Below are 14731 nucleotides of genomic sequence, written 5' to 3'. Positions count from 1 at the left end.
GGTCAGCGTCCCTCTTCGATCCAGGTGGCGTTCGGTCCGTCGAGGACGATGTCCCAGTGGTAGCCCATCGAGAACTCCGGCACCGACAGGCCGTGGTCGTAGGTGGCGACCAGCCGCTGGCGGGCCGCGTCGTCCGTCACCGACTGGATGATCGGGTCGTACGGGAACAGCGGGTCGCTCGGGAAGTACATCTGCGTCACCAGCCGCTGCGTGAACGCCGTGCCGAACAGCGAGAAGTGGATGTGGGCCGGCCGCCAGGCGTTGACGTGCTGACGCCACGGGTAGGGGCCCGGCTGGACGGTGGTGAAGCGGTAGCAGCCGCTGTCGTCGGTCAGGGTGCGGCCGACGCCCGTGAAGTTCGGGTCCAGCGGGGCGTCGTGCTGCTCGCGCTGGTGGGCGTAGCGGCCGGCCGAGTTGGCCTGCCAGATCTCGATGAGCTGGCCGCGGATCGGACGGCCGTCGCGATCGAGGAGCCGGCCCTCGACGGTGATGCGCTCGCCGATCGGCTCACCCGTGTGCTGCCGGGTCAGGTCGTTGTCGATCTCGGTGATGTCCCGCTCGCCGAAGGCGGGGGAGTGCAGTTCCACCAGCTCCGGGTCCTTGCTGACGTCGATCGTGACCGGCGGCTGCTTGGGATGGCGCAGGACGGAGGAGCGGTAGGGGGTGTAGTCGCGGCGCGGGTGGTGCTCGACGGGGGCTCCGTCGGCGATCCGCTTCTCGTACGCGGCGTGCTCGGCCGCGATCTCCCGGTCGATGTCGTGCTGGGTGAGGGTCATGGGGATCGATCCTGCGTTTCGTCAACGTTCGAGGACTAGGGCGAGGCCTTGGCCCACGCCGATGCAGAGGGTGGCGACGCCGACTCCACTGCCCTTGCGGGCGAGCTGGTGGGCGACGGTGCCGGCGAGGCGGGCGCCGGACGCGCCGAGCGGATGGCCGAGGGCGATGGCGCCGCCCTGCGGGTTGAGGATCGCCGGGTCGAAGTCGGGCCACTCGGCGACGCAGCCCAGCACCTGGGCGGCGAAGGCCTCGTTCAGCTCCAGCACGGACAGGTCGCCGAACCCCCTGCCCGCCTTGGCGAGCGCGCGGTTGACGGCCTCGACGGGGGCGAGCCCGAAGTAGTCCGGGTCCAGGGCGTTGACGCCGGTCGCGGAGATCCGGGCGAGCGGCTCACGGCCGGTGGCCCGCAGGCCCTCCTCGTCGACGAGGAGCAGCGCGGCGGCGCCGTCGTTCAGCGGGGAGGCGTTGCCCGCGGTGACGGTCCCCTCGGAGGTGCGGAAGGACGGCTTGAGCTTCGCCATCGCCGCGAGGGACGCATCCGGCCGTACGGATTCGTCGGCGCCGAAGACGACCGGGTCGCCCTTGCGCTGCGGCATGCTCACCGGCGCGAGCTCGGCGTCGAAGAGGCCCTCGGACCGCGCCCGGGCAGCCTTCTGATGGCTGTGCAGGGCGAACTCGTCCTGCTTCTCCCGGCTGATCTTGTGCTTCTCGGCGATCAGCTCGGCCGACTCGCCCAGCGGGATCGTCCACTGCGGTGCCATCCGCGGGTTGACCATGCGCCAGCCCAGGGTGGTCGAGAACAGCTCGGTGTGGGCGGCCGGGAAGGGCTTGTCGGACTTGGGCAGCACGTACGGCGCCCGGGTCATCGACTCCACACCGCCGGCCACGACGATCGAGGCGTCCCCGACCGCGATGGCGCGGGCCGCCTGGATGACCGCTTCGAGGCCCGACGCGCACAGCCGGTTGACCGTCACGCCGGGCACGGAGGTGGGCAGGCCGGCCAGGAGTGCGGCCATGCGGCCGACGTTGCGGTTCTCCTCTCCGGCGCCGTTGGCGTTGCCGAAGTACACGTCCTCGATCCGGGACGGGTCCAAGTCGGGCGTACGGCCCATGAGTTCACGGATGGCGTGGGCGGCCAGGTCGTCCGGGCGGACGGATGCGAGGGCGCCGTTGTAGCGGCCGATCGGGGTGCGGACCGCGTCGACGAGGTAGACGGTGTTCACAGCAGACTCTCCGCGACGGTGAGTTTTGCGTCGGTGCCGGCGATGATCTCGTCGACGGTGACACCCGGCGCGGTCTCGACGAGCAGGAGACCGTCCGCTGTCACGTCCAGCACGCCGAGGTCGGTGATGATCCGGTTCACGCAGCCCTTGCCCGTGAGCGGCAGGGCGCACTCGGCGAGGATCTTGGGGCTGCCGTCCTTGGCGGTGTGGGTCATCACCACGATGACGGTGCGGGCCCCGTGCACGAGGTCCATCGCCCCGCCGATCCCGGTGATCATCTTGCCGGGGATCGCCCAGTTCGCCAGGTCACCGGTGGCGGAGACCTGCATGGCGCCGAGCACGGCGACATCTATGTGCCCGCCGCGGATCATCGAGAACGACAGTGCCGAGTCGAAGTAGGACGCGCCCGGCAGGACCGTGACGGTCTCCTTGCCGGCGTTGATCAGATCCGGGTCGACCTGGTCCTCGGCCGGGTAGGGGCCGGTGCCGAGGATGCCGTTCTCGGACTCGAGGATCACCTCGACGCCGGGCGGCAGATAGTTCGGGATCAGGGTCGGCAGTCCGATGCCGAGGTTGACGTACTGGCCGTCCTGAAGCTCGCGAGCGGCCCGAGCGGCCATCTCTTCCCGCGTCCACGCCATGGCTAGCTCACCGTCCCGTCTGTCAGGGGGGCGGAAACCGTGCGCCGTTCGATCTGCTTGTCGGTCGCCTGCTCAGGGGTGAGCGCCACGACCCGCTGGACGAAGATGCCCGGCAGATGCACCGCGTCCGGATCGATCTCGCCCGGCTCCACGAGTTCCTCCACCTCGGCGATCGTCACCCGCCCGGCCATCGCGGCCAGCGGGTTGAAGTTCCGGGAGGACTTGTTGAACACCAGGTTCCCGTGCCGGTCGCCCTTCCACGCCCGCACCAGCGCGAAGTCGGTGCGGATACCGCGCTCCAGGACGTACTCGGTGCCGTCGAACTCCCGCACTTCCTTCGGCGGCGAGGCGAGCGCGACCCCGCCGGAGCCGTCGTAGCGCCAGGGCAGCCCGCCGTCGGCGACCTGCGTGCCCACCCCGGCGGGTGTGTAGAACGCGGGGATGCCCGCCCCGCCGGCCCGCAGCCGCTCGGCCAGCGTGCCCTGCGGGATCATCTCGACCTCCAGCTCACCGCCCAGGTACTGGCGGGCGAACTCCTTGTTCGCGCCGATGTACGAGCCGGTCACCCGGGCGATCCGGCCCGCCGACAGCAGCACCGCAAGCCCCGACTCCATCGCCCCGCAGTTGTTGGAGACCACCGACAGGCCGCCCACCCCGCGCTCGTACAGCGCCTGGATCAGCACGTTCGGCACACCGCTCAGCCCGAAACCACCCACCGCGAGCGACGCGCCGTCACCCACATCGGCCACCGCCCCCAGGGCCGTGGCGACCACCTTGTCCATCCGAGAAGCCCCATCTCTTCCGAGCGCTCAGCACCCGAGTTAGTCAGCGCACTGAGTATTTCTGCGAGGTTGTCTCTCACGCTGCCACCGGAGGGGGAAGCCGTCAAGAGCTCGGTAAATGCGAACGTCATGGGCTTGGCAGCCCGAGGACAGTCGAGCGAAGGTCCGGTATTGTTCAGTGCACCGACGATTACGACCAGGGGAGCACGCATGGCCGCCGTGGACCTCACCACCCACCCCGGGCATCTGGCCCGGCGGCTCCAGCAGGCGCACTACCTGCTCTGGAACACCATGGTCTCCGAGGAGATCACCTCGCCCCAGTTCGCCGTCCTCAACACGCTCGTCGCCGAGCCGGGCCTGGACCAGCGGACGGTGGGGGAGCGGGTCGGGCTCGACCGGTCCACGATCGCCGAGGTGATCAGCCGGCTCGGCCGCCGGGGGCTGCTCGACAAGGTCCGCGACCCCCAGGACGGCCGGCGCTTCCTGCTGCGCCTCACCGAGGAGGGGGTGCGCACGCACAAGAAGCTGACCGTGCGCACGGCCCGGATGAACCAGGTCTTCCTTGCCCCGCTCTCCGCGGACGAGCAGGCACTCTTCTTCGACCTGATCCGCCGCGTCGCGGACGCGGCCGAGGGGCTCCGCAATCCGGCGGAACCCCTCGTCGCACACCCCTGATCCCGCACCTGTGCACCTTCGGACGCTCAGGGCGCCTGCGCGAACACCACCCACACCTGGCCGTCCCGGAAGGTCATCCGCTTGCCGGCGCCGGTCGTGAACGTCGTGCCGTCCGTGGCCTTGGGGCGCTTCCAGTTGACCTCGTAGGCGCGCCCGTCGCGCAGCACCCGCGCCTTGCCCGAGCCGACCGTCTCGGTGTACGGCGTGTAGTGGCCGAGCTTGTCGTGGAACTCGGACTTGCGCACCTTCACGTACTGCACGACGACCGTGGCTGCCGCCACCCGCTTGCCGTCCGACGTCGTGGCGGCCTTGCCGTCCATGGCGACCAGCCAGCGGTTCTGGCTGCTGGACCAGGTGAACGTGTACTTGGCCAGTGTGTACCGCACCGTCTGCGAGGCCGTGGCCTTGCCGCCCGCCGGGGCGGCGCCGAAGCGGAAGCCGGTCGTCAGGGCGTCCTTGCCCGGCGCGGCGGGCATCAGCCGCTGGGGCCGCAGGAAGAGGTTGTGCGGCGCGGGCCGGCCCTTGCCGCGGAAGTACGCGCCGTCCGCCTTCTCGGGCGGCGCCGCCTGCACGGAGGCCTTGTCGATCAGCGGCATGAGCTTGCCCTGCGCCCCGGAGAAGGCGAGCGTCGGCTTGTTGAACTGCGCCAGCAGCTCCAGGTCGGACTCGCGTGCGCTGCGCACCGGCCCGACGGCCTTCGGCAGCTTCGTCGCGTACACCGCCATCAGGCGGCTCAGCCCGCCCTCGACCGGCTCGACGTACACGATGTCCGCGGCGCTCAGGCCCGTATGGGGGCGGGCGGCGCGGGCATTGTCGATCTTCACGGCGAGTACCGATGGGCTCTTCGCCCGGCTCTCGCCCTCGCTCGGCGTCGACGCATGCGGCCGTCCGCGGCTGTCGTCGCCCGGTCCGCCGGACGTCGTGCACGCCGACGCCAGCGAAGCCGCCATCGCGGCGGCCAGCAGCCCCGCGATGGTCGTGGCGCGTCTGGAGCGCGCCCCTCGTTGTCTGCCCACCGTTGCCACCCGCACCCACCCACCCAGCCTGTGTGTCATTAATAGTGCGCTTATCTGTTCATAGGTGACATACCCGATCAGCTGGGACTGCCCGCACCAATCCGCCGATCGGCCCTGGCGCGGCCAGCCGGTCGGCGTACGCCGCGCACAGCCGGCTCGCGGGCGGGGCACCGGCCCGCCCGAACGGTTCGGCGGGGGAGTGCAGGGGTACCCGGCCCGGACCGCAGAAGCGAACGCGCACATGTGACGGAGGGAGCGCGGGCGATGAGGGCAGTGACCTGGCAGGGCAAGCGTGACGTGCGCGTGGAGAACGTGCCCGATCCGACCATCCAGGAGCCGACGGACGCGGTCATCCGCATCACGTCCACCGGGCTGTGCGGCTCCGACCTGCACCTGTACGAGGTGCTCACGCCGTTCATGACGCCGGGCGACATCCTCGGCCACGAACCGATGGGCATCGTCGAGGAGGTCGGCGCCGGGGTCCCGGACCTGCAGGCGGGGGACCGGGTCGTGGTGCCGTTCCAGATCGCCTGCGGCAACTGCTGGATGTGCCTGACCGGCCTGCCGACCCAGTGCGAGACCACCCAGGTCACCGGCGAGGGCATGGGCGCCGCCCTGTTCGGCTACACCCGCCTGTACGGCGCGGTGCCCGGCGCCCAGGCCGAGTATCTGCGCGTCCCGCAGGCGCAGTTCGGTCCGATCAAGGTCCCGGAGGGCCCGCCCGACGACCGGTTCGTCTACCTGTCCGACGTACTGCCCACCGCCTGGCAGGCGGTCCGCTACGCCGAGGTCCCGAAGGGCGGCAGCGTCGCCGTGCTCGGCCTCGGCCCCATCGGCGACATGGCCTGCCGGGTCGCCCAGGTCCAGGGCGCCGAGCGGGTGTTCGGCGTCGACCTGGTGCCCGAGCGGCTGCGCAGGGCACGCGAGCGCGGAGTCGAGACCTTCGACCTCAGGAGCTTCCACGACGAGAAGGAGCTGGTCGCAGCCATCCGCGACGAGACCGACGGCCGCGGCCCCGACGCCGTCATCGACGCGGTCGGCACCGAGGCCCACGGCAGCGCCGCCGCCCGGCTGGCCCAGCAGGCCTCCGCGATGCTGCCCCGCAAGGTGAGCGGCCCGCTCGCCGAACGCTTCAGCATCGACCGGCTCGCCGCCCTCTACACGGCCATCGACCTGGTGCGGCGCGGCGGCACCATCTCCCTGTCCGGCGTGTACGGCGGCACCGCGGACCCGATACCGCTGCTCACCCTGTTCGACAAGCAGGTCCAGATCCGGATGGGCCAGGCCAACGTGCGCCGCTGGAGCGACGACATCCTGCCGTACCTGACGGACGAGGACCCGCTCGGCGTCGACGACTTCGCCACCCATCGCGTGCCACTGAGCGAGGCCCCGCACGCGTACGAGATGTTCCAGCGCAAGCAGGACGGCGCGGTCAAGGTGCTGATGCAGCCGTGATTCCGATTCGCGCCGCTCGTCAGGCCTGCGGCGCGAAGATCTCCGCCAGGTCGTAGCTCACCGGCTCCTCCAGCTGCGTGTACGTGCAGCTCTCGGGCGTGCGGTCCGGGCGCCAGCGGCGGAAGCGGGCCGTGTGCCGGAAGCGGACCCCGTTCTCCATGTGGTCGTACGCCACCTCGGCCACCCACTCCGGCCTGAGCGGCACCCAGGACAGATCCTTCTTGCCCGACCAGCGGCTCGGCGCGCCCGGCAGCCGCGCCGACTCGTGGGCCGCCTCGTCGGCCCAGGCCGCCCAGGGATGCCCCGTGGCATCCGCCATGCGCAGCGGCTCCAGCTCCTCGACCAGCTCGGCACGCCGCGTCATGGAGAACGCGGCCGACACGCCCACGTGCTGGAGGACGCCCTGGTCGTTGTGGAGGCCGAGCAGCAGGGAGCCCACGACCGGGCCGCTCTTGTGGAGGCGGTAGCCCGCGACGACGACGTCCGCCGTCCGCTCGTGCTTGATCTTGAACATGGCCCGCTCGTTCTGGAGATAGCGCAGCGTGAGGGGCTTCGCGATGACCCCGTCCAGGCCCGCCCCCTCGTACTGCTCGAACCACCCCTGGGCCGTGTCGACGTCGGTCGTCGCCGGCGCCACGTGCACCGGCGCCGTCACCCCGGACAACGCCATCGTGAGCATCGCCCGCCGGTCCGCGAGCGGCACCTCGAGCAGCGACTGGTCCGCCAGCGCCAGCAGGTCGAAGGCCACGAACGACGCCGGTGTCCGCTCGGCCAGCGTCCGCACCCGGGAGTCGGCCGGGTGGATGCGCTCGGTGAGCGCGTCGAAGTCCAGCCGCCCCTCGCGCGCGATGACGATCTCCCCGTCCAGCACGCACCGCTCCGGCAGCCGCTCCTTCAGCGCCGCCACCAGCTCGGGAAAGTACCTGGTCAGCGGCTTACCGGTGCGGCTGCCGAGCTCCACCTCGTCCCGGTCGCGGAACACGATCGCCCGGAAACCGTCCCACTTCGCCTCGTACTGCATGCCCGGCGGGATCTTCGCCACCGACTTGGCGAGCATCGGCTTCACGGGCGGCATCACCGGCAGGTCCATGGGGACGATTCTGCTCGCATCCGGCTGCCGCCGCCCGGTGTGCGCGGCATGCGCGGTGCGCCTACCGTGTCTCGCATGGGCGAAGCGGTGGAGCTGGAAGCGGGCGGCCGGACCGTGCGCCTGTCCAACCCGGGCAAGATCTTCTTCCCGGAGCGCGGCTTCACCAAGCTGGACCTCGCCCGCTACTACATCGCCGTCGGCCCCGGCATCCTGCGCGCCCTGCGCAACCGGCCCACCACCCTGGAGCGCTACCCGGACGGGGTGACCGGCGAGTGGTTCTACCAGAAGCGGGCGCCCAAGAGCATGCCCGACTGGATCCCCACCGCCCACATCACCTTCCCCAGCGGCCGCAGCGCCGACGAGATGTGCCCCACCGAGGAGGCCGCGGTCGTGTGGGCCGCCCAGTACGGCACGCTCACCTTCCACCCCTGGCCGGTCCGCCGCGACGACGTCGACAGCCCCGACGAACTGCGCATCGACCTCGACCCGCAGCCCGGCACCGACTTCGACGACGCCGCCCGCGCCGCGCATGAACTGCGCGCCGTACTCGACGAGTTCGGTGGCCTGCGCGGCTGGCCCAAGACCTCCGGCGGGCGCGGCCTGCACGTCTTCGTGCCCATCGAGCCGCGCTGGACCTTCACCCAGGTCCGGCGCGCCGCCATCGCGGTCGGGCGGGAGATGGAGCGCCGGATGCCGGAGCACGTGACGATCAAGTGGTGGAAGGAGGAGCGGGGCGAGCGCATCTTCATCGACTACAACCAGACGGCCCGCGACCGCACGATCGCCTCCGCCTATTCCGTACGGCCCCGCCCGCACGCCCCGGTATCGGCGCCCCTGCACTGGGAAGAGGTCGGCCAGGCGCACCCCCAGGACTTCGACCTCGTGACCATGCCCGCGCGCTTCGCCGAACTCGGCGACGTGCACGCGGACATGGACGACCACCGCTTCTCGCTGGACGCGCTGCTGGAGCTGGCCAACAAGGACGAACGCGACCACGGACTCGGCGATCTGCCGTACCCGCCCGAGTATCCGAAGATGCCGGGGGAACCGAAGCGGGTGCAGCCGAGCCGGGCGAAGAAGGAGGCGCCCCCGTCGGAGGCGCCTCCCTCGGAGCCCACAGCTCCTTGAACCACAGCTTGTTGATCTACACCTTCTTGATCTACAGCTCCTTGATCCGGATGTCCCGGTACGAGACCACATCCGTGGTGCCGTGCACCTGGAGCCCGATGTAGCCGGAGGCGAACCTGCGCCCGTCCGTGCCCGGGTCGTCCGAGCGCGGCGGGACGAAGTCCTGGCCGCCGGTGTTGTCGAACTCGTTGATCAGCACGCCGTTGCGGTAGACCGAGTAGTGCTGGTCGACCACCCGGATCTCGTAGTCGTTCCACGTCCCCTTCTGGGTGACGCCGGCACCGGCCAGCCCCACCCGGTCGAAGCCGTAGATCGAACCGGTCTTGTACATGTCGCCGTCGGGCCGGTCGAGCACCTGCACCTCGTGCCCGTACTTGATGGCGACCCACTCCGGCCGCGGCTCCTCGGAGTGGTCGTGGACCCACGGGAAGCGGACGAACACACCGGAGTTGGCGTTGCCGGTGCCCGGAGCGTCGTCGCGCCACTGGAGCTTGAGCGAGAAGTCACCGTACTTCCGCTCGGGGAACCACAGCATGCCCAGGCCGTCCTTGCTGGTGCCGCTCGTGATCGAACCGTCGGCGTTCTGCGCGAACGAACCACCGCCCACCTGCTGCCACTTGGCGAAGGATCCCGCGCTGCCGTCGAGGATCGTGCGGTAGCCCTCGGTCTGGCCGGGCTTGCCGATCCCGGACTGCCGGGCCGCCTTGCGGACGGCGTTGTACTCGCGCTGGTCGATGACCCCCTCCTTGAGGAGCTTGTCCAGGACCGTCGTCACGTGCTTGAGGAACAGCGCGTGGGACGACCACTCCTTCTCGTCCTCGATCAACTCGTTGATCCGGCAACGGCTGTTGGTGAGCCGGTTCGGGACACCCGAGTCGACCGTGCCGACGATCACCGTCAACCGCTCGTCGAACTCCGGGCAGTTGGGGGCGGGGACCTGGCCTGCCACCACGGTGAAGGTCACCGTGCGGGCGGTGGAGGTGTTACCCGCCTTGTCCGTCGCCCGGTAGCCGAGGGTGTGCGTGCCCGCGCGGTCGACGACCACCGGCGCCCCGTACGCGAGGTAGGGCCCGCCGTCGATCGAGTACTCGATCCGGTCGACACCCGAGCCGTGGTGCTCGTCGGTCGCCGTGACGGTCACCTTGGCGTTGCCGATGTAGGCCCCGTCGGAGTTCTTCGTCCCGTCGACGGTCACACCCGTCACCGGCGCGGTCGTGTCCGGCTGGGGCGCCGCCACGACCGTGAACTGCACACTCTTCTCCGCGGCGGCGTTCCCCGCCTTGTCGGTGGCCCGGTAGCGCACCGTATGAGCGCCGACCTCGTGCACCATCACGGGCGCGGTGTACGGCTGCCAGGCGCCGTCGCCGATCGCGTACTCGATGGTGTTGACGCCGGAACCGGTGTCGGAGGCCGTGACGGTGACGGTCGCCATGTCGATGTACGTGCCGTCGGGGTTCTGCTCACCGCTGACGGTCGCCGAGGTCTCCGGTGCCGTCGTGTCGTCGGTGGGCGGCGGGACGACCGTGAACTCGGCGCTCTTCTCCGCCGAGACGTTCCCCGCCTTGTCGAAGGCCCGGTAGCGGATCTTGTGGTCGCCGACCTGGTCGACGACGACCGGGGCCGTGTACGGCTGCCAGGCGCCCGCGTCGCCGACCGCGTACTCGGTGCGGTCGAGTCCGGAGCCGTCCTCCTCGTCGGTGGCGTGGACGGCCACGCTCGCCGAACCGACGTACTGCCCCTGCGCGTTCTGCGTCCCGCTGACGTGCGCCGACGCCTGCGGTGCGGTCGTGTCCTCGCCGCTGCCCTCGGTCACCACGAGGATGCCCTGCATCTGCCCGTGACCGGGGATCGTGCAGTAGTAGCGGTAGCGGCCGGGGGTGAGCGTGACCTCGGCGGTGTGCTTGCCGCCCTGGTCGTCGTTGGGGTTGGCGAGGATGTTGAGCTGGACGTCGTTGTTGTACTCGGGGTCGGACGTGTCGAACGTCAACGTGTGCGGCATCCCGGTGGTGTTGCCGGTCGCCGTGCTGTTCTCGAAGACGATCGTCGTCGTGCCTGCGACCGCCGTCGCGGGGGCCGACGCGTACTTCGTGATGTCGTCGCCGGCCGTCCAGGTGAGCGTCTGGGCCGCGGCGGCGTTCACGGTCGGGGACTCGGGCCGCCCGACGGCCGGGACGGACTGCAGCCCCAGCATCACCAGCAGCACGGCCAACAGGGCCGCCCAGACTCTTCGCCGAGGTGGACTGCTTCGCATCATCACTGGGCTCCCCTCGCCAGCTGGTCGGGGGCCGGAGTCGGAGCGCCGCCCGTGTAAGTGACCCGCCACAGCGCCGACTTGGCGTCCGAGGTGAAGAAGCCGCGGCCGTAGTCGAGCACGTACAGCACGCCGTCCGGGCCGAACTTCCAGTCCATGAGGTTCTTGATGCCGTCGTTGCCGATCGGCACGATCTTCTTCAGCGACTCCGAGTGCACCGGCAGACCGCCGTCACCGTGTGTCTTCGGGTCGGTGATCACCGCGTTGCGCGGCTGGTCGGCGTCGTAGAAGTCGCCGACGAACCACTTGCCGTCCCAGTAGGACGGCCACTTGGTGGCACCCGCGCTCGCCGCGTCGTACCGGTAGACCGGCCCGTTCATCGCGGCCTGCCCGCCGCCCTTGAGCCACGGCAGCGCGTAGGTGGCCTCCTCCTGCTTGTACGACGGGACGCCGTTCGCGTCACGCGGGAAGTCCGGCGCGCCGCCCTGGGGCGAGTACCAGATGTTGTTGCCGGTGACCGGCGGGAGGTTGACGAGGCCGTCGTTGTTCGGCGACTCGTTCTTCGGGTGGTCGCAGTCGTACCAGCCCAGCGGCTTCGTCGGGTCGGGCAGATTGCGGTCACGGTAGGGCTGCTTGTTGCCCATGCAGTACGGCCAGCCGCGGTTGCTCGCCTTGGTGATGACCGCGAAGGTGTCGTACTTCGCCGGACCCCAGGTCGTCGAGGGCGCACCCGCGTCGGGGCCGACCCAGCCCGCGTACAGGACGTCCGTCTGCTTGTCGACGGAGATGCGAGCGGGGTTCCTGACCCCCATCACGTAGATCTCGCCGCGCGTCTTGCCGCCGCCCTCGCCGGTCTCCCGGCCCGTGAACAGGTTGCCCTCCGGCAGCGTGTACGTGCCGTCCGGCTCCGGGTGGATGCGCAGGATCTTGCCGTTGAGGTTGTTGGTGTTGCCGGCGGTGCGGCGCGCGTCGGCGAAGGACACGCCCTTGTAGTTGGGCTCGGGGTTGTTGCCCGAGTAACCGCCGCTGAAGCCACTGGAGTTGTTGTCGCCGGTCGCGACGTACAGGTTGCCCTTGGAGTCCCAGGCCATCCCGCCGCCCGAGTGGCAGCAACTGTGCACCTGCACCGGCCACTTGAGCAGGACCTTCTCACTGCCCAGGTCCAGCTTGTCGGTGGCGGGGTCGAGCGTGAAGCGGGAGACGCGCCGCTCGGCCGTTCGCGTGTCGCGGTTCAGCTGGGAGTGCGGGGTGTAGTGCAGATACACCCAGCCGTTGTCCTCGAAGCGGGGATCGAGCTCGATGCCGAGAAGTCCCTCCTCGACCTTGATCAGCTCATCGCCGCCGCCCTTGTTGCCGAAGACCGTGAGCGCCCCGGCCAGGGTGACCTTCTTGGTCTTCGGGTCGTAGACGTGGATCTCGCCCTTGCCCTTGCCGATCTCCGGGTTGTTCCAGTCGGTGACGACCGGCTGGGAGGAGTCGGCGCCGCCGCGGCCGATGTAGAGCACGCGGCCGTCGGGCGCGGTGACCAGGCCGTGCGGCTCGCCGATCTGGTCGTTCTGGCCGGGCTGGTTGGGCTGGGTGAGCCGCTCGGCCTTGTAGTTGCCCGTGATCGTGGCCTTGCAGTCGGCCTGCGTGAGCCGGGTGGTCCACAGCAGGGCGCCGCGCAGATGGGTACGGAAGTCGGTCTCGTCGTACGACGACGCCGTGCCGCCCATACCCGTGTAGAAGGAGCGGCCGCCGTCGTAGTCGCGGCACCAACTCACCGGGTGGTCCCAGCCGTTGGCGCCGGTGCCCGGCTGGTACGTCGACTCCCGGACCCGGGCGACCGTGTGCACCGCGCCCGACGGGTTCTTCGCCCAGTTCAGCCACTTGTCCGGCCGCTTCCACTGCACCGGCAGTTCCTTGGTGGCCGGGTGCTGCCGGTCACCGACCTCAACTACGGCCCGCTGCACGTTCGTCGGGCCGCCGGCGGCCGGGCGGGCGCCGACGAGGCCGGTGAACCAGTCCGAGTAAGGCTCGGCGCGGGCCGCGTCATGGACGCCGACGAAACCGCCGCCCGCTTCCATGTAGGCCTCCAGGCCCGCCTCCTGCTCCGGGTCCAGGACGTCGCCGCCTCCGGTGAGGAACACGATCGTGTTGAAGCGGCCCAACTTCGTCTCATTGGTGAAGACCGAGGCGTCGTTCGTGGCTTCGACCTTGAAACGCTGGTCGGCCGGGCCCGACAGGCCGATCTTCTCGATCGCCCCGATACCGGCGTTCACCACGGGCGACTCTTCGCCGCCGGCCGCGGACCCATAGAAGATGAGCACTCGTACATTCGCGCCGCCTGGTGGCGACTTGATGGACATCGTTGTCAGGGGTGGCTCCGGGGCCGGGCGTGCGTCGGCAGCCGGAGCGGACATCAGCCCGGCGGCGACGATCCCGGCGGTCACAGTGGCCACCCAGGTACGTCTTGTCGTGCTCAACCCTCGCAAGTGCATGGGCACCTCCACGGTCACAGCAACAGCGACAAGGAAGCTAGACCCCTTTGAACGACTCGCCAATACCTACGGCCGTACTGGGGCCAACTTTGTCCTGAGTGTGGATAAACGCGGGATCGACCGGTACCGTCTCAGCGGTTCACCCCCGTAAATTCCGTAACGCCGTGGGGAGTTCGGCATGAGCGAAGGCAACTTCACCAGACGCGGCTTCGACAGGCGCACCTTCAACAGACGTGTCCTGCTCGGCGGTGCGACCGTCGCGACATCGTTGTCTCTCGGGCAGGTGCCCGAGGCCGCGAGCGCCGACGCGCCGGCGAAGACCGCCCCCGCCGGGGGCGAGGTCAGGCACCTCAAGCTGTACGCCGAGAAACTCGCCGACGGGCAGATGGGCTACGGCTTCGAGAAGGGCAAGGCGTCCATCCCCGGCCCGCTGATCGAGCTCAACGAGGGCGACACCGCGCACATCGAGTTCGAGAACACGATGGACGTCCCGGTGAGCCTGCACGTCCACGGCCTCGACTACGAGATCACCAGCGACGGCACGAAGCTCAACAAGAGCGACGTCGAGCCCGGCGGCACCCGCACCTACACCTGGCGCACCCACGCCCCCGGCCGCCGCAAGGACGGCACCTGGCGGGCGGGCAGCGCCGGTTACTGGCACTACCACGACCACGTCGTCGGCACGGAGCACGGCACCGGCGGCATCCGCAAGGGCCTGTACGGGCCGGTGATCGTCCGGCGCAAGGGGGACATCCTCCCCGACGCGACCCACACGATCGTCTTCAACGACATGCTGATCAACAACAAGCCCGCGCACAGCGGCCCCAACTTCGAGGCCACGGTGGGCGATCGCGTCGAGTTCGTGATGATCACGCACGGCGAGTACTACCACACCTTCCACATGCACGGTCACCGCTGGGCGGACAACCGGACGGGCATGCTCACCGGCCCGGACGACCCCAGCCAGGTCATCGACAACAAGATCGTGGGCCCGGCGGACTCCTTCGGCTTCCAGGTGATCGCGGGGGAGGGGGTCGGCGCGGGCGCGTGGATGTACCACTGCCATGTCCAGAGCCACTCGGACATGGGGATGGTGGGACTGTTCCTGGTGAAGAAGACGGACGGGTCGATCCCGGGGTACGACCCGCATGACCACGGTCATGAGCCGGCCTCAGGGTCCTCCGGGTCCGCGCATGAGCACTGACGCATGATG

12 protein-coding genes are annotated in these 14731 nt (G+C 70.1%); 4 read left to right on the top strand and 8 right to left on the bottom strand.

Annotated features, from left to right (window positions below; translation table 11 throughout):
* Window positions 1-2: 2 nt before the first annotated feature.
* From pcaH to OHT51_RS06700, 4 genes are read right to left on the bottom strand one after another with little or no spacing between them, the layout of a single operon-like run.
* Window positions 3-776: a protocatechuate 3,4-dioxygenase subunit beta gene (pcaH, locus tag OHT51_RS06715; RefSeq protein WP_328877966.1), complete on the bottom strand. Its 774-nt coding sequence runs from the start codon at window positions 774-776 to the stop codon at window positions 3-5.
* A gap of 21 nt (window positions 777-797) precedes the next feature.
* Window positions 798-2000: a thiolase family protein gene (locus tag OHT51_RS06710; protein ID WP_328877965.1), complete on the bottom strand. Its 1203-nt coding sequence runs from the start codon at window positions 1998-2000 to the stop codon at window positions 798-800.
* Entirely contained in the window at window positions 1997-2641 is a 645-nt protein-coding gene (locus OHT51_RS06705) for a CoA transferase subunit B (RefSeq protein WP_328877964.1), read from the bottom strand. The genes OHT51_RS06710 and OHT51_RS06705 overlap by 4 nt, the downstream gene beginning before the upstream one ends.
* 2 nt (window positions 2642-2643) lie before the next feature.
* Window positions 2644-3423, bottom strand: coding sequence for a CoA transferase subunit A (locus OHT51_RS06700; RefSeq protein WP_328877963.1), 780 nt, complete (start codon window positions 3421-3423; stop codon window positions 2644-2646).
* A 210-nt stretch (window positions 3424-3633) separates the two neighbouring features.
* Here OHT51_RS06700 and OHT51_RS06695 point away from each other — a divergent pair, with 210 nt between their 5' ends.
* Entirely contained in the window at window positions 3634-4098 is a 465-nt protein-coding gene (locus OHT51_RS06695) for a MarR family winged helix-turn-helix transcriptional regulator (protein ID WP_328877962.1), read from the top strand.
* Between the two features lie 26 nt (window positions 4099-4124).
* On the opposite strand, the gene OHT51_RS06690 is transcribed toward OHT51_RS06695, so the two are convergent.
* Window positions 4125-5153, bottom strand: a complete 1029-nt coding sequence (locus OHT51_RS06690; RefSeq protein ID WP_443052421.1) for a DUF3048 domain-containing protein — start codon at window positions 5151-5153, stop codon at window positions 4125-4127.
* 225 nt (window positions 5154-5378) lie between these two features.
* Between OHT51_RS06690 and OHT51_RS06685 the strand changes: the two genes are divergently transcribed.
* Window positions 5379-6569, top strand: coding sequence for a zinc-dependent alcohol dehydrogenase (locus tag OHT51_RS06685; protein WP_328877961.1), 1191 nt, complete (start codon window positions 5379-5381; stop codon window positions 6567-6569).
* A 19-nt stretch (window positions 6570-6588) separates the two neighbouring features.
* Here OHT51_RS06685 and OHT51_RS06680 read toward each other — a convergent pair whose 3' ends face one another.
* Window positions 6589-7659 carry an ATP-dependent DNA ligase gene (locus tag OHT51_RS06680; protein WP_328877960.1) on the bottom strand — a complete coding sequence of 357 codons (1071 nt, stop codon included), beginning with the start codon at window positions 7657-7659 and terminating at the stop codon, window positions 6589-6591.
* A 75-nt stretch (window positions 7660-7734) separates the two neighbouring features.
* On the opposite strand from OHT51_RS06680, the gene ligD reads away from it, so the two are divergent.
* Window positions 7735-8787, top strand: coding sequence for a non-homologous end-joining DNA ligase (ligD, locus tag OHT51_RS06675; protein ID WP_328877959.1), 1053 nt, complete (start codon window positions 7735-7737; stop codon window positions 8785-8787).
* Between the two features lie 31 nt (window positions 8788-8818).
* Here ligD and OHT51_RS06670 read toward each other — a convergent pair whose 3' ends face one another.
* Both OHT51_RS06670 and OHT51_RS06665 read right to left on the bottom strand, forming a co-directional pair.
* Complete coding sequence (locus OHT51_RS06670; RefSeq protein ID WP_328877958.1) at window positions 8819-11041, bottom strand: OmpL47-type beta-barrel domain-containing protein; 2223 nt, start codon at window positions 11039-11041, stop codon at window positions 8819-8821.
* Window positions 11041-13518: a ThuA domain-containing protein gene (locus tag OHT51_RS06665; RefSeq protein WP_328877957.1), complete on the bottom strand. Its 2478-nt coding sequence runs from the start codon at window positions 13516-13518 to the stop codon at window positions 11041-11043. Before OHT51_RS06665 ends, OHT51_RS06670 begins: the two co-directional genes overlap by 1 nt.
* Before the next feature lie 178 nt (window positions 13519-13696).
* Here OHT51_RS06665 and OHT51_RS06660 point away from each other — a divergent pair, with 178 nt between their 5' ends.
* Window positions 13697-14722, top strand: coding sequence for a multicopper oxidase domain-containing protein (locus OHT51_RS06660; protein ID WP_328877956.1), 1026 nt, complete (start codon window positions 13697-13699; stop codon window positions 14720-14722).
* Window positions 14723-14731 lie beyond the last annotated feature (9 nt).

Source organism: Streptomyces sp. NBC_00299, from assembly GCF_036173045.1.
Taxonomy (GTDB): Bacteria; Actinomycetota; Actinomycetes; order Streptomycetales; family Streptomycetaceae; genus Streptomyces; species Streptomyces machairae.
The sequence above is the reverse complement of the archived record's forward strand: the minus strand, read 5'-3'. Positions and strand labels throughout refer to the sequence as shown.